General features: G+C 62.4%; 18 protein-coding genes and 1 riboswitch. Of the genes, 8 read left to right on the plus strand and 10 right to left on the minus strand.

Features of this window, described 5'->3' with window-relative positions:
- Positions 1 to 96 precede the first annotated feature (96 nt).
- A complete protein-coding gene (gene trhA, locus ACK1VC_RS00785) occupies positions 97 to 714 on the plus strand; it encodes a PAQR family membrane homeostasis protein TrhA (RefSeq protein WP_070086476.1) in 618 nt (205 codons plus the stop codon).
- Here trhA and ACK1VC_RS00790 read toward each other — a convergent pair whose 3' ends face one another.
- The 3 genes from ACK1VC_RS00790 to ACK1VC_RS00800 all read right to left on the minus strand — a co-directional run bounded on the left by ACK1VC_RS00790 (position 715) and on the right by ACK1VC_RS00800 (position 3,559).
- Positions 715 to 1,434, minus strand: coding sequence for a 16S rRNA (uracil(1498)-N(3))-methyltransferase (locus ACK1VC_RS00790; protein ID WP_191087052.1), 720 nt, complete (start codon positions 1,432 to 1,434; stop codon positions 715 to 717).
- A 147-nt stretch (positions 1,435 to 1,581) separates the two neighbouring features.
- A complete protein-coding gene (locus ACK1VC_RS00795) occupies positions 1,582 to 2,988 on the minus strand; it encodes an adenosylmethionine--8-amino-7-oxononanoate transaminase (protein WP_095116407.1) in 1,407 nt (468 codons plus the stop codon).
- 79 nt (positions 2,989 to 3,067) lie between these two features.
- Positions 3,068 to 3,559 carry a hypothetical protein gene (locus ACK1VC_RS00800; protein WP_016489533.1) on the minus strand — a complete coding sequence of 164 codons (492 nt, stop codon included), beginning with the start codon at positions 3,557 to 3,559 and terminating at the stop codon, positions 3,068 to 3,070.
- 211 nt (positions 3,560 to 3,770) lie between these two features.
- Between ACK1VC_RS00800 and ACK1VC_RS00805 the strand changes: the two genes are divergently transcribed.
- From ACK1VC_RS00805 to ACK1VC_RS00815, 3 genes are all read left to right on the plus strand, one after another.
- Positions 3,771 to 5,636, plus strand: coding sequence for a flavin monoamine oxidase family protein (locus tag ACK1VC_RS00805; protein WP_095116409.1), 1,866 nt, complete (start codon positions 3,771 to 3,773; stop codon positions 5,634 to 5,636).
- A 318-nt stretch (positions 5,637 to 5,954) separates the two neighbouring features.
- A complete protein-coding gene (locus tag ACK1VC_RS00810) occupies positions 5,955 to 6,506 on the plus strand; it encodes a cytochrome b (RefSeq protein WP_095116411.1) in 552 nt (183 codons plus the stop codon).
- A gap of 34 nt (positions 6,507 to 6,540) precedes the next feature.
- On the plus strand, positions 6,541 to 7,119 hold the full coding sequence (locus ACK1VC_RS00815; RefSeq protein ID WP_016489530.1) for a YceI family protein: 579 nt from the start codon (positions 6,541 to 6,543) through the stop codon (positions 7,117 to 7,119).
- 93 nt (positions 7,120 to 7,212) lie between these two features.
- Here ACK1VC_RS00815 and ACK1VC_RS00820 read toward each other — a convergent pair whose 3' ends face one another.
- The 5 genes from ACK1VC_RS00820 to ahcY form a co-directional block, all read right to left on the minus strand.
- On the minus strand, positions 7,213 to 9,090 hold the full coding sequence (locus ACK1VC_RS00820; protein WP_016489529.1) for a DEAD/DEAH box helicase: 1,878 nt from the start codon (positions 9,088 to 9,090) through the stop codon (positions 7,213 to 7,215).
- Between the two features lie 217 nt (positions 9,091 to 9,307).
- The gene (locus ACK1VC_RS00825; RefSeq protein WP_016489528.1) at positions 9,308 to 10,096 is read right to left on the minus strand and encodes a substrate-binding periplasmic protein; all 789 of its coding nucleotides are present in this window, start codon (positions 10,094 to 10,096) and stop codon (positions 9,308 to 9,310) included.
- A gap of 47 nt (positions 10,097 to 10,143) precedes the next feature.
- On the minus strand, positions 10,144 to 11,220 hold the full coding sequence (locus tag ACK1VC_RS00830) for a hypothetical protein (protein WP_191087051.1): 1,077 nt from the start codon (positions 11,218 to 11,220) through the stop codon (positions 10,144 to 10,146).
- A gap of 92 nt (positions 11,221 to 11,312) precedes the next feature.
- Entirely contained in the window at positions 11,313 to 12,158 is an 846-nt protein-coding gene (gene metF, locus ACK1VC_RS00835) for a methylenetetrahydrofolate reductase [NAD(P)H] (RefSeq protein ID WP_191087050.1), read from the minus strand.
- Positions 12,159 to 12,266: 108 nt separating this feature from the next.
- Positions 12,267 to 13,676 carry an adenosylhomocysteinase gene (ahcY, locus tag ACK1VC_RS00840; protein WP_191087049.1) on the minus strand — a complete coding sequence of 470 codons (1,410 nt, stop codon included), beginning with the start codon at positions 13,674 to 13,676 and terminating at the stop codon, positions 12,267 to 12,269.
- Between the two features lie 20 nt (positions 13,677 to 13,696).
- A riboswitch (S-adenosyl-L-homocysteine riboswitch) is annotated at positions 13,697 to 13,793 on the minus strand.
- A gap of 178 nt (positions 13,794 to 13,971) precedes the next feature.
- On the opposite strand from ahcY, the gene ACK1VC_RS00845 reads away from it, so the two are divergent.
- A complete protein-coding gene (locus ACK1VC_RS00845; RefSeq protein WP_016489524.1) occupies positions 13,972 to 14,373 on the plus strand; it encodes an acyl-CoA thioesterase in 402 nt (133 codons plus the stop codon).
- A 116-nt stretch (positions 14,374 to 14,489) separates the two neighbouring features.
- Here ACK1VC_RS00845 and ACK1VC_RS00850 read toward each other — a convergent pair whose 3' ends face one another.
- On the minus strand, positions 14,490 to 15,725 hold the full coding sequence (locus ACK1VC_RS00850) for a cation:proton antiporter (protein WP_023046976.1): 1,236 nt from the start codon (positions 15,723 to 15,725) through the stop codon (positions 14,490 to 14,492).
- Positions 15,726 to 15,918: 193 nt separating this feature from the next.
- Between ACK1VC_RS00850 and ACK1VC_RS00855 the strand changes: the two genes are divergently transcribed.
- Positions 15,919 to 16,752 carry a DMT family transporter gene (locus ACK1VC_RS00855; protein ID WP_016489522.1) on the plus strand — a complete coding sequence of 278 codons (834 nt, stop codon included), beginning with the start codon at positions 15,919 to 15,921 and terminating at the stop codon, positions 16,750 to 16,752.
- Between the two features lie 27 nt (positions 16,753 to 16,779).
- Positions 16,780 to 17,166: an MAPEG family protein gene (locus ACK1VC_RS00860; protein ID WP_016489521.1), complete on the plus strand. Its 387-nt coding sequence runs from the start codon at positions 16,780 to 16,782 to the stop codon at positions 17,164 to 17,166.
- Between the two features lie 49 nt (positions 17,167 to 17,215).
- Here the strand turns inward: ACK1VC_RS00860 and mltA are convergent, their stop codons facing one another.
- On the minus strand, positions 17,216 to 18,367 hold the full coding sequence (gene mltA / locus ACK1VC_RS00865; RefSeq protein ID WP_191087048.1) for a murein transglycosylase A: 1,152 nt from the start codon (positions 18,365 to 18,367) through the stop codon (positions 17,216 to 17,218).
- A 119-nt stretch (positions 18,368 to 18,486) separates the two neighbouring features.
- On the opposite strand from mltA, the gene ACK1VC_RS00870 reads away from it, so the two are divergent.
- Entirely contained in the window at positions 18,487 to 18,933 is a 447-nt protein-coding gene (locus ACK1VC_RS00870; protein ID WP_016489519.1) for a c-type cytochrome, read from the plus strand.
- Positions 18,934 to 18,958 lie beyond the last annotated feature (25 nt).

Raw genomic sequence — 18,958 nt, forward strand, 5'->3', positions numbered from 1 at the left:
GAGTCCTGTGCATTACCTGTGGGAGCGGGCATGCCCGCGAAGAGGCCATCAGCATCACATCAGGAACCCAGCCCACCTGAAGAGGTCTGTGTTTGCATGTATTACGGTGAACGCTTCAATGCCTGGACCCACCTGGTCGGTGCTGTCCTGGCCTGTATCGGTGCCATCTGGCTGATCGTGGTCGCGGGCCTGCAAGGGGACCCGTGGAAGATCGTCAGTTTCTCCATCTACGGCAGCACCCTGCTGTTGCTGTACAGCATTTCCACCCTGTACCACAGCACCCGCGGGCGGGCCAAGGTAATCATGCGCAAGCTCGATCACCTTTCTATCTACCTGCTGATCGCTGGCAGTTACACGCCATTCTGCCTGGTCAGCCTGCGCGGCCCCTGGGGCTGGAGCCTGTTCGGCGTGGTCTGGGGGCTGGCGGTGATCGGTATGCTGCAAGAGATCAAGCCGCGTTCCGAGGCGCGGATCCTGTCGATCATCATTTATGCCGTGATGGGCTGGATCGTGCTGGTGGCAGTGAAACCGTTGCTGCAATCGCTGGGCAGCGCCGGCTTTGCCTGGTTGGCCGCCGGCGGGGTGTTCTACACCGTGGGCATCATCTTCTTCGCGCTCGACAGCCGCTTGCGCCACGCTCACGGCATCTGGCACCTGTTCGTGATTACCGGCAGCCTGCTGCATTTCGTGGCGGTGTCGTTCTACGTGCTCTAGTCAAAAGTCGCCCCACAGTTGCTGTGCCACCGACAGCGCCACAACGGGCGCAGTTTCAGTGCGCAGCACGCGCGGGCCGAGGCGGGCGGCGTGGAAGCCGGACGCTTTGGCCTGCTCGACTTCGGCCTCGCTCAGGCCGCCTTCGGGGCCGATCAGAAACGCCAGGGTCGCAGGTTTTTCGTGGCTGGTAAGCGGCTCGGCCACCGGGTGCAGGACCAGTTTCAGGTCCGCCTTGGTGCTGCCCAGCCATTCGGCCAGGGTCACGGGTGGGTGGATGACCGGCAAGGTAGAACGACCGCATTGTTCACAGGCGCTGATTGCCACTTGCCGCCAATGGGCCAGGCGCTTGTCGGCGCGCTCGTCTTTCAGGCGCACTTCGCAGCGCTCGCTGACAATCGGGGTGATTGCATTGGCGCCCAGCTCGGTGGCCTTCTGGATCGCCCAATCCATACGCTCGCCGCGGGACAGGCCTTGGCCGAGGTGCACGTGCAGCGGTGAATCGGCCTGGCCGGCAATGGCCCGGTCAAGGTCGACGCGTACGGTTTTCTTGCCCACTTCAAGCAGCTGACCGAGGTATTCCTGGCCGCTGCCGTCGAATAGCTGCACGGCGTCGCCGGGGGCCATGCGCAGTACGCGGCCGATGTAGTGGGCCTGGGCTTCAGGCAGGTCGTGCTCGCCAAGGCTCAGGGGGGCGTCGATGAAGAAGCGGGACAATCTCATGGGTTTGCTCGGTAAATAGAGAGACACAGATCCCCTGTGGGAGCGGGCGTGCCCGCGAATCAGGCGCTGCGGTGCCTGGCAAGGGCTTCGCCCTTGTTCGCGAGCACGCTCGCACCCACAGGAAAAGTGGTGTGGCGAATTGCCGGGCTAGCCCGGGTCGCGGAAATCGGGGTGGAAGTTGGCCGGCACGGCAACACTGACGCTGTCGCGGGTGGCGATGTCGATGCCTTCGCTGGCGACCTCGGCAAGGAAATCGATCTGCTCAGGGGTGATCACGTACGGTGGCAGGAAGTACACCACGCTGCCCAGCGGCCGCAGCAAGGCGCCGCGGGTCAGGGCATGCTCGAACACCTTCAGGCCGCGACGCTCCTGCCAGGGGTAGGCCACCTTGCCAGCCTTGTCCTGAACCATTTCGATAGCCAGGGCCATGCCGGTCTGGCGGATTTCGGCAACGTGAGCATGCTCGGCCAGGTGCGCAGTGGCGGTGGCCATGCGCGTGGCCAGGGCCTTGTTGGCTTCGATCACGTTGTCCTGCTCGAAGATATCCAGGGTCGCCAGCGCCGCAGCACAAGCCAGCGGGTTGCCGGTGTAGCTGTGCGAGTGCAGGAACGCGCGCAGGGTCGGGTAGTCGTCATAGAACGCCTGGTAGACCTTGTCGGTGGTCAGGCAGGCGGCCAGCGGCAGGTAGCCACCGGTCAGGGCCTTGGACAGGCACAGGAAGTCCGGGCGGATACCGGCCTGTTCGCAGGCGAACATCGTGCCGGTGCGGCCAAAGCCCACGGCGATTTCGTCGTGGATCAGGTGCACGTCATAGCGGTCGCAGGCCTCGCGCAGCAGCTTGAGGTACACCGGGTGGTACATGCGCATGCCGCCGGCACCCTGGATCAGCGGCTCGACGATCACGGCGCTGATCGAGGCGTGGTGTTCGGCCAGGGTCTGCTCCATGGCGGCGAACATGTTGCGCGAATGCTCCTCCCAGCTCATGCCTTCGGGGCGCAGGTAGCAGTCGGGGCTAGGCACCTTGATCGTGTCCAGCAGCAACGCCTTGTAGGTTTCGGTGAACAGCGGCACATCACCTACCGACATGGCGGCGATGGTTTCGCCGTGGTAGCTGTTGGTCAGAGTGACGAAGCGCTTCTTGCCCGGCTTGCCGACGTTCTGCCAGTAGTGGAAGCTCATCTTCAGCGCCACTTCGATACACGACGAGCCGTTGTCGGCGTAGAACACCCGGTCAAGGCCGGCCGGGGTCATGGCCACCAGGCGCTCGGACAGCTCGATTACCGGCTGATGGCTGAAACCGGCCAGGATCACGTGCTCCAGTTGGTCGACTTGGTCCTTGATGCGCTGGTTGATGCGCGGGTTGGCGTGGCCGAACACATTGACCCACCAGCTGCTCACCGCGTCCAGGTAGCGCTTGCCTTCGAAGTCCTCAAGCCACACGCCTTCGCCGCGCTTGATCGGGATCAGCGGCAGCTGCTCGTGGTCTTTCATCTGGGTACAGGGGTGCCACAGGACCTTGAGGTCACGTTGCATCCACTGATCGTTGAGGCCCATGGGCACTTCTCCTGGCTTTGCGGCGTGGTTCGACCGCGTAAGCCTAAGCAATGCCGCTGGGCAGGACAACCGCTGCCTTTCAATGACGTTGGGTGCCGGTCCATTCCAGCCTGCGGATGTGCACGGTTCCGGCCTGCGAAGTGGAGATGGTCAGGCGGCGGAAGGGGCCGTCGATCACCTGGTGGTAGGGGTACGTGGCAATGGGGCCGGGGCGCAGGTCGCTAAATCCGCTGCCTTCCACTGTGAGCCAGTAAAAGGTGCGCGGGACCGGGGCGACCAGGTCGTAATCAACCCTTTCAGCATCGAACAGCATGTGCAGGTCGTCGCAGAGAAAGTCGCTGACTACGTAGTATTCCAGGCGCAGGCACTCGACTTCCTGGGCGAAGACGATTTCTACGTCGCTGTGTTCACCGATGACCAGTTCGGTACCGTCTTCACCCTTGAACGCTTCATGAAAGCCGGTCCAAGAGGTGCTGTTGGAGCGGATACTTAGGCCGGAGGCTGTATGAAGCGTTTTTTTGTGCCATAGAAACTGCCGTTCGACGTGTTGGAAGTGCTCCTCGAAGATCATGCGCATGCCCTCCTGGCGGGGCTTCTGGCCAGTTTCGCCAGCTTCGCCTGCCGCCGTGTGACATGGCTACTGGCAAAAATGTCAGTTGCCAAAAGGACTTGATGTCACTGCGCTGGCAGGGCCGGCGGAGCTGACGTATTCTTAACGCATCTCTCTCGGGGCATTCCTGCCTCTCCCTGTTTCTGTAACCTCTGACTCGGAGTTCGCCGACATGGCTGCTGCTTGGGTGCGCCTGTGCGCGTTGGTATTGATTGGTGTCACCAGCGGCGCCGCGCTGGCAAAGGACAAGACGCCCACGGCGATTGTCGTGGGTGGCGGCCTGGCTGGCCTGACGGCAGCCTATGAGCTGCAGGAAAAAGGCTGGCAGGTGACCCTGCTGGAGGCCAAATCGGGCATGGGTGGGCGTTCGGGCCTGGCCACCAGCGAGTGGATCGGCAATGCCAAGGCGCAGCCGGTGCTCAACCATTACCTGGACCGTTTCAAGCTTGAAACACTGGCGGCACCGGAGTTCGTGCGTACCCCTGGTTACCTCATCGACGGTGAGTACTTCAGCGCCACCGACCTGGCCACCAAGCAACCGGCTACCGCCGAAGCGCTCAAGCGCTACGAGAAAACCCTCGATGACTTGGCCCGTTCGATCGATGACCCGCTGAACCCGCAGGCAACCAGCACGCTGTTCGCACTCGACCAGATCAACGTCTCCACCTGGCTGGACAAACTGCAACTGCCGGCCACTGCCCGTCAGCTGATCAACCAGCAGATCCGTACCCGTTACGATGAGCCGTCGCGTCTGTCGCTGCTGTATTTCGCCCAGCAGAACCGAGTGTACCGTGGTGTCAGCGACCGCGACCTGCGTGCCGCGCGCCTGCCCGGTGGCAGCCCGGTGCTGGCCCAGGCCTTCGTCAAGCAGCTGAAGACCATCAAGACCAGCTCACCTGTCACTGCCATCGTCCAGGACAAGGATGGTGTAACGGTCAAAGTTGGCAGTGTCGGCTACCAGGCGGATTACCTGGTCATGGCCGTACCACTGCGCGCCCTGGCCAAGATCCAGATGACTCCGGGCCTGGACAACCAGCACCTGGCGGCGCTCAAAGGCACCAATTATGGCTGGCGCGACCAGCTGATGCTCAAGTTCAAGAAGCCCGTGTGGGAAAGCCGCGCGCGCATGTCGGGCGAAATCTTCAGTAATACCGGCCTCGGCATGCTGTGGATCGAGCCGGCGCTCAAGGGCGGCGCCAACGTGGTGATCAACCTTTCCGGCGACAATGCCCGCCTGCTGCAGGCGTTTGGCGACAAGCAGATGGTCGACCAGGTGCTGATCCGCCTGCATGCGTTCTACCCGCAAGCCCGCGGTGCCTTTACCGGTTACGAGGTGAAGCGCTACAGCACCGATGCTGGTACTGGCGGCGCGTACCTGGCCTATGGCCCGGGGCAGATCAGCAAGTACTGGCGCCTGTGGGAGCGCCCAGTGCAGCGCATCACCTTTGCCGGTGAGCACACCGACGCCCTGTACCCAGGCACCCTGGAAGGCGCCCTGCGCAGTGGCCAGCGTGCGGCCAGCCAGGCGCAGGACCTGCTGGCCGGCAAGTCGTTCGACCCCGCCAAGGCGGTGCCGGTTGCGGCGGCAGCGGCAGCCGGTGCAGCGGCCACCAAGGACAGCAAGGGCGGGTTCTTCTCCAATATGTTTGGTGGTTCGTCCGATAAGGGCGACAAGGCTGACAAGGCGCCGGTCAAAGCTGAGCCTAAGCAGCCCGAAGAGGCCAAGCAGGACAAGCCAGGCTTCTTCAAACGCCTGTTCGGTGGGGCGCAAGCGCCAGAGGTGAAGGCTGAGCCAATCGCCAAAGCTGAGGAAGTGGCGCCGGCACCTGCGCCTGCTCCACAGGCCGCGCCGGCCCCGGCAGCGCCTGCGCCTGTAGCCAAGGAACCGGCTGCCAAGCCTGCGGCAACCAAGGCAGCCCCGGCCAAGCATGCCCCGGCGCACAAGCCAGCTCCCAAGCCTGCCGAAACCAAGAAGGCGACAGCCAAATCCGAGCCGACCAAGAAACCTGTGGCCAATAACCAGGCCAAGGCTGGCTGATTGATCGAAGGTGCTGGCTGCTCCCTCAGAGTCACGCTAACTCCCTGAGTTAGCGGGGACTCTGTGGGAGCGGGCTTGCCCCGCGAACACCGGCAAAGCCGGTGCCAGACACCGCATGCCCTCCTTCGCGGAACAAGCCCGCTTCCACAGCAGCTTGCTTGTTGCCGGTGTTCTCCCCGACTATCGTTAATGTTTCCTTAATGGGAAGCTTACACAATACATATCTGATTTCTCGATAATCCGAAGCAATTTTTTCCGCTTTTATTCGATACGTTACGCGTTAGTCTGTGCACAGCTTCCACGGAGAAACACGCCAACATGCAACTGCGCAATTCACCTTCTCGCTACGGCGTGGTCAGCATCATCCTGCACTGGGGCGTGGCGCTGGCAGTTTTCGGCCTGTTCGGCCTCGGCCTGTGGATGGTCGGCCTCGACTACTACAGCCCTTGGCGCAAAGCCGGCCCGGACCTGCACAAGAGCATCGGCCTGGTGCTGCTGGCGGTGATGCTGCTGCGGGTAGTCTGGCGTTTCATCAGCCCGCCACCACCGGCACCTGCCAACCACGGCGCGGCCACACGGCTAGCGGCCAAGCTGGGCCATCTGGCGCTGTACCTTGGCCTGTTTGCGGTGATGGCTGCCGGTTACCTGATTTCTACCGCTGACGGCGTCGGCATATCGGTGTTTGGCCTGTTCGAAGTACCGGCACTGGTCAGCGACCTGCCTGATCAGGCAGATGTGGCTGGCGTGATTCATCTGTGGCTTGCCTGGGGCCTGGTGATTTTTGCCGTGCTGCATGGCCTGGCAGCGCTCAAGCACCATTTCATCGACCGTGACGCGACCCTGACCCGCATGTTGGGCCGCAAAGCTTGACTCTCAACCTCAATTGCATAGGAAGGAAATAAGGATGTTGAAAAAGACTTTTGCCGCTCTGGCGCTCGGTACCGCTCTGCTTTCCGCCGGCCAGGTCATGGCTGCCGAGTACAAGATCGACAAGGAAGGCCAGCACGCGTTTGTCGACTGGAAGATCAGCCACCTGGGTTACAGCTTTATTCACGGTACCTTCAAGGATTTCGACGGCAACTTCACCTGGGATAGCGCCAAGCCTGAAGCCAGCAAGATCAGCGTCGACCTGAAAACCGCCAGCCTGTGGTCGAACCATGCCGAGCGTGACAAGCACATCGCCAGCGCCGACTTCCTCGACGTGAAGAAGTATCCTGAAGCCAAGTTCGTCTCCACCGCCGTCAAGTCGACTGGCGACAAGACTGCTGACGTGACCGGCGACCTGACCCTGCACGGCGTGACCAAGCCGGTCACCTTCAAGGCCACCTTCAACGGTGAAGGCAAGGACCCATGGGGTGGTGAGCGTGCTGGTTTCAACGCCACCACCACCCTTAACCTGAACGACTTCGGTATCAAAGGCCCAGGCCCGACTTCGCAGACCCTCGACCTGGATATCAGTGTCGAAGGTGTGAAGCAGAAGTAAGCATTGCCTTGGCAATAGAAAACGCCGCCCATTGGGCGGCGTTTTCATTTCCCGTTCAGGGCCCTGACAGGGCCGCTACAGGCTGCCTCTGGCTTAACCTTTTCGGGTCAACAGGGCGGGACGCTCACCGCGCGGGCGGCTCGGCAGATCATCCAGTTGCTCAGGCGTCGGGAAACGGTCGAGCTTGGACTCCTTGCGGATGATCACCGGCTGTTTTTCCGGCTGGCGCGTGTTGCGCACGGCCGGCTCTTGCCGGGCAGCATCGTCACGGGCCGGGCGGCCACGGCCACCGCCATCACGGCGAGCACCACCACCGTTGTTATTGCGCGGCGGGCGTTTCTCACCGTTTGCAGTGCGTGGCTGGCCGCCATTGCGAGCCTGACCACCGCCACCGTTGCTACGCGGGGCAGCACCTCCTTGGCTCTGGCCTGCACCAGTACCGCCGCCAGGACGACGGTTACGTCCCTGGTTCTTGCCTTGGTACGGGCTGACGTAATCGGCGCGGTTACCGAAGTTGTCGACTTCGTCATCCAGGAACTCATCCGGGGCACGGTCGGCTGGCGGCTTGGGCACGCTGTTCTGGCTGGCCTGCTGCTGGCGCGGCTTGTTGTCACGCGGCTTGCGCTGCTGCGGCTTGTCGCCGGACTTTTCCTTGTCTGCAGGCTTGCCGGCCGCTGGCTGCTTGGCCTTGCCTTTATCCTTGCCTTTGTCCTTGCGGCCACCGTTGGCGTCTTTGCCACCTTCGCCGCGTGGCTGGTTGCGACCGCCACGGCCGTTGTTCTGCGGGCGTTCGCGTACTTCCGGTTTTTCGGCTTCTACCTGGCTGGCGTCGAAGCCCATCAGGTCGCCGTCCGCGATCTTCTGCCGGGTAACCCGCTCGATGCTCTTGAGCAACTTCTCTTCATCTGGCGCGACCAGCGAAATGGCCTCGCCCGATCGACCGGCGCGGCCAGTACGGCCGATGCGGTGCACGTAATCTTCCTCAACATTCGGCAGCTCAAAGTTGACCACGTGGGGCAACTGGTCGATGTCCAGGCCGCGGGCAGCGATGTCGGTGGCGACCAGTACGCGGACGCTGTTGGCCTTGAAGTCGGCCAGGGCCTTGGTGCGGGCGTTCTGGCTCTTGTTACCGTGAATCGCGGCAGCGGTCAGGCCTTGCTTTTCCAGGTACTCGGCCAGACGGTTGGCGCCGTGCTTGGTACGGGTAAACACCAGTACCTGTTCCCAGGCACCCAGGGTGATCAGGTGTGCCAGGAGCGCACGCTTGTGGCTGGCAGGCAGGCGGTAGACACGCTGCTCGATACGTTCGACAGTGGTGTTCGGCGGCGTGACCTCGATACGCTCCGGGTTATGCAGGAGCTTGTCGGCGAGGTCGGTGATGTCCTTGGAGAAGGTGGCCGAAAACAGCAGGTTCTGGCGCTTGGATGGCAGGCGCGCCAGTACCTTCTTGACGTCGTGGATGAAGCCCATGTCGAGCATGCGGTCGGCTTCGTCGAGCACCAGGATTTCCACATGGGCCAGGTCGACCTTGCCTTGGCCGGCCAGGTCGAGCAGGCGGCCCGGGCAGGCAACCAGCACGTCAACGCCCTTGGCAATCGCCTGGACTTGCGGGTTCATGCCTACGCCGCCGAAGACGCAGGCGCTGACCAGTGGCAGGTCACGGGCATAGACCTTGAAGCTGTCGTGCACCTGGGCTGCCAGCTCCCGGGTTGGGGTCAGGACCAGCACGCGAGGCTGGCGAGGGCCGTGGCGCTGCGACTTGTCGGGGTGACCGGCGGGGAACAGGCGCTCGAGAATCGGCAGGGCGAAGCCGCCGGTTTTACCAGTACCTGTCTGAGCGGCAACCATCAGGTCGCGGCCTTGCAACACGGCGGGAATCGCCCGCTGTTGCACGGGGGTCGGCTGGGTATAGCCCGCAGCCTCGATAGCGCGGACAAGAGCCTCGGAGAGACCGAGGGAAGCAAAGGACATGGGCGATCCTGTTCTCGTGTGGGCTGGGCCCGTTGGGATGTTCTGCCTGGCGCGACGGGCATCGGTGGGATGCGATCGCGTCCGGTCCAGCTGGGCTTTCACTGCACATCCGGGAAACGGAGGGTGACGCGAAGGTGCGTCGGTGCCGATCGGGATGCCTGTTACGAGGCCGAGCGTCCGGGCGTGAGCCGGGCGGGAAGGCCCGAGTATAACAGAGCTATCGCGCTGTGCTGCTTTCCTGCTGCTCAACGGCGTTGAGAATGTTTCCGATGTCGCCTGTGTAACGGTGGCTGATGGCGGCAAAGGCCGGTTCGTGCTTGAACCGCTGCAGTTCTTCTGCAAAGGCCAGGGCCAGTGTTTCGCGCCCTGGCTTGCGCACCAACCCCAGGTACTGGGCTTGGCGGCTGATTGCCAGCGGAAGTTCCTCGACTTGTTGTTCAAGGCCCAGACGGCGAATCAGGTAATGCCCGACCACGCGGTCGGTGATTGCCAGGTCGATACGGCCCAGCAGCAGTTTGCCGAAGTTGGCTTCCTGCGTTGGCGCGGCTTCACGGCGAAAATGGGTCGCCTGGTTGAACGCGTCGCCATAGGCGTAGCCGGGCGAGGTGCCGACGGTGAGGCCCGCCAGGTCCTTGAACCCGGCCACGGCATGGCGGCGTGCGCGGGCCTGAAACAGCACGAACTCGACCTCCGACATGGGCTCGGGGGCGTACACCAGATAGGGCCGCCGCGTCTCGCTCTGGAAGATGTCCAGAATACCGTCGGCCAAGCCTTTCTCGATCATTGCCAGGCAGCGCTTCCATGGCAGGAACTGCCATTCCACCTCAACCCCAAGGCGTTTGAATACCTCGGTGGTGACTTCGTAGTCGATACCGAGGGGCTGGCCCTCGTGCTGATAAATGTAGGGCGCCCAGTCATCGGATACCAGGCGCAGGCGCTCGCCCAGAGCCAACGGGCTCAGGCAGGCGAGCAGCAGGATCCAGAACAGGCGGGCGACGAGTGGCATGGCCGCAGATTACGCGCTCGGCCGATTCAAGGCCAGCACAGGGCTGCTCAAGCCTGGGAAGACCTCAGCAAATATGCCTCGACATCTTTGCGCCGTTCGCCCAGCGACAACCGCAGCCCCGGGTGACGCAGGCATTGACGTAGCCGCTCGGGTGCCATACGGCCATGGCGTGCATGGAGGTTTTCCAGGGCTTTGTCCCACCAGGCCGGCGCGCAGGCGCGGTCGAATTCATTGGGATAGGGGTAGCAGCCATAGAGCAATTCGCGCGCAAACTGGCGCTCGTGGCTGGGCAGGGTCAGGCTCAGTGCCTTGTAACCCAAGCGGTGCAGGGTAGGGGGGCGCGGCAGTTGGTCGTTGACCAACGCAACGTCAGCCAGCGCTTCGGCGCCCAATGGGTCGTGGCCGTGCTTGCGCAGCCAGGCTTGGATCTTGGCACGGAACTGGGCTTTGCGGCTCCAGTAGTGGTGGATGACGTCGGTACACTCGGCCACCTCCAGTTTGCGGTATGCCGCCACTGCCAGGCAGAACTCCTCGAGGGTATAGGCCTCGCGAGCCAAGGGGTAGAACTCGTCCATCATGTCGATGGAGCGGTCCAGGGTACCGGCGTCCTCGGCTGTGAGGCCAATTACCCCAGAGTTGACCAGTGGCATCTGGCAGTCGGCCAGGCCCCGGGTTTGCAGGATGGACAGCAGGTTCCGGTACAGCAGGCACTTCTGGTTTGCGCCATAGCGCGGGCCGATGGCATTGCACAGCAGCTTGCCTGGGGCCACTCGGGCGAACAGGTGCAGCGGCGATGTGCGGAAGAAGGTATCGGTGTCGATCAGCACTGCCAGCGGGTGTTGTTGTAGCACCTGGCGAAGCAGCACATGCTTGCTGCGAAAATGATAACCGTGAGGAGCGTTCCATGCCTGGCGCGTGGCTTCGTCCAGCAAGTGGACAGTGACGGGCAGCTTGGCGTAGGGCTGTGGGTTGTCGGTGTACACCTGGATGCCAATGGCATCGGCTGCTGTCGTCCCCAAGTGGGCGAGGGCGCTGACAATGCTGAAGCAGGCTTCCTGATGATAGGTTGCCGGGCCAAAAGCCAGGTAGACAAGCTGTGGGCGCGATGGCTGGGGATGCTGCATGGCTGGCAAGACCTGTATACCCGAAAATGATTAAGGCTTTAGTCTATGACCAAAGCCTTAATCATTTCTTAAGCAGACTTTGCCAAAAAGTTTCAGCGCGGCAGCTTCAGGTTGTTCCAGATCGCCAGGCTTGGGTCGGCCTGGTTCAACGTGTAGAAGTGCAGGCCCGGTGCGCCGCCTTGCAGCAGCTGTTCGCACATGCGGGTAATCACTTCTTCGCCGAATGCCTGGATGCTGGCGGTGTCGTCGGCATAGGCTTCCAGCTGCTTGCGGATCCAGCGCGGGATTTCGGCGCCACAGGCGTCGGAGAAGCGCGCCAGCTTGCTGTAGTTGGTGATCGGCATGATGCCGGGTACCACCGGGATGTCCACGCCCAGCTTCTGTGCGCGCTCGACGAAGTAGAAGTAGCTGTCGGCGTTGAAGAAGTACTGGGTGATGGCGCTGTCGGCGCCCGCCTTGACCTTGTGCACGAAGTTGGCCAGGTCGGTTTCAAAATTACGAGCCTGTGGGTGCATTTCGGGGTAGGCGGCCACTTCCAGGTGAAAGTGGTCAGCGGTTTCCTTGCGAATGAACTCGACCAGGTCGCTGGCGTAGCGCAGTTCACCACTGGCCATGCCCATGCCGGAGGGCAGGTCGCCACGCAGGGCGACGATGCGCTTGATGCCGGCAGCCTTGTATTCCGCCAGCAGGGCGCGCAGGTCGTCCTTGGAGTCGCCCACGCACGACAGGTGCGGTGCGGCCGGTACCTTCACTTCGCTCTCCAGCTGCAGCACGGTGTTCAGCGTGCGGTCGCGGGTCGAGCCACCGGCACCGTAGGTGCAGGAGAAGAAGTCCGGGTTGTAGGTGGCCAGCTGGCGAGCGACGCCCATCAGCTTTTCGTGACCGGCGTCGGTCTTGGTCGGGAAGAACTCGAAACTGTAGCGGCGTTCTTGTGACATCACTCGTTCCTCAAGCAGCCTGCTTCAAGCGGCAGGCTGCAAGTAAAAGCCAGGGCGGTGTGGGCCGGCCTGGCTTGGGCATCGTTGCGAAGCGTTGCCTGCGACTACTTAGTAGCGGTAGGCGTGCGGCTTGAACGGGCCTTCGACGGTCACGCCGATGTAGTCGGCTTGCTGCTTGGTCAGCTTGGTGACCACGCCGCCGAAGCCGCGGACCATTTCCAGGGCCACTTCTTCGTCGAGTTTCTTCGGCAGTACTTCAACGGTCAGGCGCTCGGCTTTCTGCTCGGCCGACAGGTCGGCGTACTTCTGCTCGAACAGGAAGATTTGTGCCAGCACCTGGTTGGCGAACGAACCGTCCATGATGCGGCTTGGGTGGCCAGTGGCGTTACCCAGGTTGACCAGGCGGCCTTCTGCCAGCAGGATCAGGTAGTCGTCGTTCTGCGGGTCGAAGCTGCCAGCGCCGGTGCGATGGATCTTGTGCACCTGCGGCTTGACCTCTTCCCAGGCCCAGTTCTTGCGCATGAAGGCGGTATCGATCTCATTGTCGAAGTGGCCGATGTTGCAGACCACGGCACGCTTCTTCAGGGCCTTGAGCATGTTGGCATCGCAGACGTTGACGTTACCGGTGGTGGTGACGATCAGGTCGATCTTGCCCAGCAGGGCCTGGTCGATGCTGGCTTCGGTGCCGTCGTTGATACCGTCGATGAACGGCGAGACCAGCTCGAAGCCGTCCATGCAGGCCTGCATGGCGCAGATCGGGTCAACTTCGGTGACCTTGACGATCATGCCTTCCTGACGCAGGGACTGGGCCGAGCCCTTGCCCACGTCACCGTAGCCGATCACCAGCGCTTGCTTGCCCGACAGCAGGTGGTCGGTACCACGCTTGATGGCGTCGTTCAGGCTGTGACGGCAGCCATACTTGTTGTCGTTCTTGCTCTTGGTGACCGAGTCGTTGACGTTGATCGCCGGGACTTTCAGCTCGCCCTTGGCCAGCATGTCCAGCAGGCGATGCACGCCAGTGGTGGTCTCTTCGGTTACACCGTGCACGCGGTCCAGCACTTGCGGGTATTTCTTGTGCAGCAGCTCGGTCAGGTCACCACCGTCGTCGAGGATCATGTTGGCGTCCCATGGCTGGCCATCCTTGAGGATGGTTTGCTCCAGGCACCACTCGTACTCTTCTTCGGTTTCACCTTTCCAGGCGAATACCGGGATACCGGCGGCGGCGATCGAAGCGGCGGCCTGGTCTTGAGTAGAGAAGATGTTGCAGGACGACCAGCGCACTTCGGCACCCAGGGCAACCAGGGTTTCGATCAGCACGGCAGTCTGGATGGTCATGTGGATGCAGCCCAGGATCTTCGCACCCTTGAGCGGTTGCTCGGCCAGGTACTTGCGACGCAGGCCCATCAGCGCAGGCATTTCCGATTCGGCAATGATGGTTTCGCGACGGCCCCAGGCGGCCAGGGAGATGTCAGCGACTTTGTAATCGGTAAAACCAGCAGGCATGTTTGCAGCGCTCATGAGAGCCTCCATTCGTAGTGTGCGAATGGGCGCCGTTGTGCGTTAAGCGCCCGCGAGAGCGAGCAACGCCCCATCCGAGCCTGACAGGCCTAGCCTGCTGCAGCGCCCCTCGGACAGGTGGCGGGCATGGCACCGCTGTGGGCAACCATGTGAAGCGGCGCAGATTATAGCCGCCCCCGGCAGCTTGCCCAAGGTTTTCCGTCGATTAATCGCGACGATAGTCGATGTTCAATGGAGCGAAGGCAGCCGCTCTGCCATCATTGCTACACGTTAGCCAAGCAGGTCAGGAGCAAAGATGAACTTTCACACCCGTAAGTGGGTTAAACCCGAAGACCTCAACCCTAATGGCACCCTGTTCGGTGGCAGCCTGTTGCGCTGGATCGACGAAGAGGCGGCCATCTACGCCATCGTCCAGCTGGGCAACCAGCGTGTAGTGACCAAGTACATTTCCGAAATCAACTTCGTCAGTGCTTCGCGTCAGGGTGACATCATCGAACTGGGCATTACTGCCACCGAATTCGGCCGCACCTCGATCACCCTCAAGTGCGAAGTGCGCAACAAGATCACCCGCAAGAGCATTCTTACCGTCGACAAGATGGTGTTCGTCAACCTCGGTGACGACGGCTTGCCGGCAGCGCACGGGCGCACCGAGATCAAGTATGTCCAGGACCAGTTCCCGGATTCGGCAGTCGAGTGATTTTCTGGGGCTGCTCCGCAGCCCATCGCGACACAAGGCCGCGCCCACAGGAAGTCGCATTCTCGCTGTGGGAGCGGCCTTGTGCCGTGAGTGGCGGCAAAGCGGCCCCGGCAATCTCAAGGCTGGGCGCTGACCTTGCGCACCACTCGCCCGATGCTCAAGCCCTGCACCAGGATCGACGACAACACCACGATGTAGGTGATCGACAGCAGCAGGTCACGCTCCTCGCCCAGTGGCAGCGACAGCGCCAGGGCCACCGACACCCCGCCACGCAGGCCACCCCAGGTCAGCACCCGCACTGTGCCTTTGGGCACCGGGCGCCAGCGGCGCAGCAGGACGATGGCCGGGGCCACGGTCAGCAGCCTCGACAGCAGCACCGCCAGCGCCAGCACGCTGCCGGCCGCCAGGTGCATCCAGTTGAACGGCAGCAGCAACAGCTCCAGGCCGATCAGTGCGAACAGCAGGGCATTGAGCATGTCATCGATCAGCTCCCAGAAACCGTCCATGTAGCGACGGGTCATGTCGTTCATCGCCAGGTTGCGTCCCAGGTTGCCGATGATCAGGCCGGCCACCACCATGGCGATCGGCGCCGAAACGTGTAGCTCGTAGCACATGGCCGAGCCACCGATGACCAGCGCCAGGGTCAGCATGACTTCCACCTGGTACTGCTCGATGCTCTTGATCATGCGGTAGGTGGCGTAGCCGATCAGGCCACCAAACACCACGCCACCGATGGCCTCGCGGGCGAACAGGATCGCCGTGTCGGTCATGCTCGGCGTTTCACCCAGCTGGATGATGCCCAGCAACACGGTGAACACCACTACCGCAGTGCCGTCGTTGAACAGCGACTCGCCGACGATGGTGGTTTTGAGCGGTTTGGAGGCGTTGGCGGTACGCAGCGCGCCCAGCACGGCAATCGGGTCGGTGGGCGAGATGAGCGCACCGAACAGCAGGCAGTAGATCAGCGGCACTTGCCAGCCAAACATCGCGAATACCCAGTGCGACAGGTAGCCGATGACCACGGTGGCGATCAGCACCCCAATCGTTGCGAGCAACCCTATCGGCCAGCGGTAACTGCGCAAATCGCTGAGGTTCACGTGCAAGGCGCCGGCAAACAGCAGGAACGCCAGCATCCAGTGCATCAACAGGTCGTTGAAATCGATCTGGTTCATCAGCCCTTCGACGCGCTCTTCCAGGCCAGGGAAGCCGATCAGGCTAAGGCCCTGCAGTATCAGGGAGAACAGCAGTGCCGTGACCATCACACCGATGGCGGGCGGCAGGCCGATGAAACGGTAATTTACATAGGTAAGGAGGGTGGTGAGGCAGATAAACGCGGCAACTAATTCAAGCATCCCGAATCCTGTGACAGTGGCTTCCAAGTCGTTACCCGAATGGCTCGGGCAGTTCTTTGATGACCTGGCACGGGGTTCGGGACACAAGCTTTGACCGGATTCGTTCCAATCGTTCCCATGTAAGGGGGCCGCACAGCGGCCCCTGAACGCTATATATTCACAGCAATAAAAAAGCCATTAAGGATAAGAAGGCGTGTTGGCAACATCCCTGGTGCTGGTCGCCGCCCTGCTGCATGCGACCTGGAATACCCTGATCAAATTCAGCGGCGAGCGCTTGCTGGTGATCGCCAGCATGGACACGGTGGCCCTGGTGTTCGCGGTGCTGGCGGTCGCCTTCGTCGATGTGCCGCCGGCGGAAATATGGCCCTGGTTGGTTGCCTCGGCGCTGGCCGAGCAGCTGTACCGCTATCTGCTGATCAAGGCCTACCGCGTGGGCGACCTGGGGCTGGTCTATCCTCTGATGCGCGGGCTGTCACCGTTAGTGGTGCTGGGCTTGACCTTGGCCTTTGCCGGGGAGTCGCTTAGCCAGCAGCAGATCATCGGCATCTTGCTGATCCCTTGTGGCATGGCTTGCCTGTTATGGCAGGGCGGTGGCGGTGACCGGCTGCCCTGGTCGATGCTGCCGGTGGTCGCCCTGATCGGTCTGTGCATCGGCTGTTACACCTGGTTTGACGGCCAGGCGGTGCGCTTATGGGGCAAACCGTGGGATTACCTGGTGTGGCTGACTCTGCTCAGTGCCTGGCAATTCCCGCTGCTGGCCGGGGTGGCGCGGCGGGCTCCGTTCGCCCTGTTCTGGCGAACGCAATGGCGCCTGGGCCTGGCGGTAGGGCTCTGCGTGTTGTTCAGTTATGCGCTGGTGTTGTGGGCCATGCACCTGGGGTCGGTGGCCGAGGCGGCTGCGTTGCGGGAGTTGAGCGTGATCCTGGTGGTGTTGCTGGGTATGCGTTACCTCAAAGAACCTTTTGGCGGGCCAAGACTCCTAGCTTGCGGGCTGGTCCTTGCAGGCATGCTGGTGATGAAGCTCTAACCTATTTTCGAACAAGGAGTCCTGAGCATGACCGTTGCCCTGTGGTGCATCCTGATCGCGCTGATGCTGAACCCGCTGTGTGCCTTGATCGCCAAAGTGGCCAGCGGCCGGTTTGGCCTCAAGGACAATCACGACCCGCGCGCTTTCCTTGATACCTTGTCGGGCTTGCCGCGGCGGGCCCATGCAGCGCAGCAGAATGGCTACGAGGCGTTCCCGGCGTTTGCTGCTGCGGTACTGGTGGCGGATATCGTCGGCAATGCCGAGCAGGTGACGCAGGATGTGCTGGGGGTGATGTACATCACCAGCCGCTTGCTTTACATCATCTGCTACCTGGCCGATTGGGCGGCCTTGCGCTCGCTGGTGTGGTTTGCCGGGTTGGCAATTATCGTGTCGTTCTTCGTGGTTTCCATCTGAAACCGCGTTGCCTGCTTCGCGGGCGAGCCCGCGAAGAATCCACCGCCGATCAAGGTACCTTAGGTACCTCAGGTAGTGGCTGGCCTTTAGGCCAGAGCATCCAGATCTGCCCCTGCTGCTTCATGTTCCCCGCCAGCTCGCCGGCTTCCGGCCCGGTGCCCCAGAACAGGTCGGCGCGCACTTCACCCGCAATCGCCCCTCCCGTGTCCTGCGCACCCACCGGGCGCACCACTGGCGAGCCGTCCGGGCGCGTGGTGGAAAGCCACAACAGGCTGCCCAGCGGAATCACCTTGCGGTCGATGGCCACGCTGTAGCCCGCTGTCAGCGGTACGTTCAACGAACCGCGCGGGCCTTCGTTACTGTCCGGGCGGGTGCTGAAGAACACATAGCTGGGGTTGCTGGCCAGCAGTTCCGGTACCCGCTGCGGATTGGCCTGGGCCCAGGCATGAATGGCACCCATGCTCACGTCTTCTTTTTTCAACTGACCCTGCTCCACCAGCCAGCGGCCGATCGGCCGGTAGGGGTGGCCGTTCTGATCGGCGTAGCCCAGGCGCAGCTGACGGCCGTCTTCCAGTTGTACCCGCCCAGAACCCTGGATCTGCAGGAATTGCAGGTCCATCGGGTCGGTCAGCCAGGCCAGCACCGGTGCCTTGACGCCGTTACGGTTGATCACTTCGGCAGTGTCGTATGGCTTGAGCACCCGGCCATCAAGCCGGCCGCGCAGGCGTTTACCCTTGAGTTCGGGGTACACGCTGGCAAGGTCGACCACGATCATGTCATCAGGAATGCCGTAGACCGCCACATGGTTGGTCGCTGACTGGCTCAGGCTGCCGGGGTAGACCGGCTCGTAGTAGCCGGTAATCAGGCCGCTGGCCTTGTTCTCGGCGGAGCGCAGGCCGTATACCTGCAGGTTCTGTTCAAGGAATGTACGTACCTGGGCGGCGCTCGCCGTGGCGTTGCCGGCCGCTTCGCAGGTGGCGGCCCACACTGGGTCGCGCTTGAGTTTCTCACAGCCGTTGCGCCAGGCGTAGAAACCGGCCAGCAGGTCTTCGTCGCTGACTGCGGGCAGGTCTTTGAATGTGGCCGGAGCATAGGTGGCGATGGCGTGGGGCTCGGGCTTGGCGGTCTCGCCGCCGTTGCAGCCGGCCAGCAACGCCAGCACCGGAAGTGTCCAGGCCAGGTGGCGCAAGGCAGATGTCATGTGTGCATTCCTGTCATGGGCGAACATGAAGATTCGCCCCTGTTTTTTATGTGGCTATTGGTGTTTGGCCCTTGGACGGCGATACTGGCCGCCCATTTGCGTAGGCCGAAGTGAGCGTGATGTTGAAGCGATTGACCGTTGTTCTGCTGGCAGCCCTGGCCCTGAGCGGTTGCGACCGGGTTGACCCGAACTCGCCGCTGGGCAAGCGCAAGGTAATCTTCAAGGACATGCTCAAGACCAGCGAAGACCTGGGCGGTATGCTGCGTGGGCGGCTGCCGTTCGACGGGCTGAAGTTTGCCGATGGCGCGCTGAAGCTGGACAGCCTTTCGCACCAGCCCTGGCAGCACTTCCCCGAGGTACGCGATGGCGGTGATAGCGCCGCGCGCGCAGCGGTATGGGAGCGCCAGGCGCGCTTTCATGAACTGGCCCGGCAGCTGGAAAGCGTTACGGGCGAGCTGGTCGATGTCAGCCGCAGCCAGCCGCTGGACGCTGCACAGCTGAAAGCGCCGATGGACAAGGTCGAAGCGGCGTGCAAGGCGTGCCATACCGAGTTTCGTAATCATTGATGGCCTGCTGTGGCCTCATCGCCGG

This window comes from Pseudomonas sp. XP2, assembly GCF_053557975.1.

Bases quoted from the DNA above. Each gene is read 5' to 3' on its own strand.
- trhA (WP_070086476.1), top strand. From the start codon at position 97: ATGTATTACGGTGAACGCTTCAATGCCTGGACCCACCTGGTCGGTGCT.
- ACK1VC_RS00790 (WP_191087052.1), bottom strand. From the start codon at position 1,434: ATGAGATTGTCCCGCTTCTTCATCGACGCCCCCCTGAGCCTTGGCGAG.
- ACK1VC_RS00795 (WP_095116407.1), bottom strand. From the start codon at position 2,988: ATGGGCCTCAACGATCAGTGGATGCAACGTGACCTCAAGGTCCTGTGG.
- ACK1VC_RS00800 (WP_016489533.1), bottom strand. From the start codon at position 3,559: ATGATCTTCGAGGAGCACTTCCAACACGTCGAACGGCAGTTTCTATGG.
- ACK1VC_RS00805 (WP_095116409.1), top strand. From the start codon at position 3,771: ATGGCTGCTGCTTGGGTGCGCCTGTGCGCGTTGGTATTGATTGGTGTC.
- ACK1VC_RS00810 (WP_095116411.1), top strand. From the start codon at position 5,955: ATGCAACTGCGCAATTCACCTTCTCGCTACGGCGTGGTCAGCATCATC.
- ACK1VC_RS00815 (WP_016489530.1), top strand. From the start codon at position 6,541: ATGTTGAAAAAGACTTTTGCCGCTCTGGCGCTCGGTACCGCTCTGCTT.
- ACK1VC_RS00820 (WP_016489529.1), bottom strand. From the start codon at position 9,090: ATGTCCTTTGCTTCCCTCGGTCTCTCCGAGGCTCTTGTCCGCGCTATC.
- ACK1VC_RS00825 (WP_016489528.1), bottom strand. From the start codon at position 10,096: ATGCCACTCGTCGCCCGCCTGTTCTGGATCCTGCTGCTCGCCTGCCTG.
- ACK1VC_RS00830 (WP_191087051.1), bottom strand. From the start codon at position 11,220: ATGCAGCATCCCCAGCCATCGCGCCCACAGCTTGTCTACCTGGCTTTT.
- metF (WP_191087050.1), bottom strand. From the start codon at position 12,158: ATGTCACAAGAACGCCGCTACAGTTTCGAGTTCTTCCCGACCAAGACC.
- ahcY (WP_191087049.1), bottom strand. From the start codon at position 13,676: ATGAGCGCTGCAAACATGCCTGCTGGTTTTACCGATTACAAAGTCGCT.
- ACK1VC_RS00845 (WP_016489524.1), top strand. From the start codon at position 13,972: ATGAACTTTCACACCCGTAAGTGGGTTAAACCCGAAGACCTCAACCCT.
- ACK1VC_RS00850 (WP_023046976.1), bottom strand. From the start codon at position 15,725: ATGCTTGAATTAGTTGCCGCGTTTATCTGCCTCACCACCCTCCTTACC.
- ACK1VC_RS00860 (WP_016489521.1), top strand. From the start codon at position 16,780: ATGACCGTTGCCCTGTGGTGCATCCTGATCGCGCTGATGCTGAACCCG.
- mltA (WP_191087048.1), bottom strand. From the start codon at position 18,367: ATGACATCTGCCTTGCGCCACCTGGCCTGGACACTTCCGGTGCTGGCG.
- ACK1VC_RS00870 (WP_016489519.1), top strand. From the start codon at position 18,487: ATGTTGAAGCGATTGACCGTTGTTCTGCTGGCAGCCCTGGCCCTGAGC.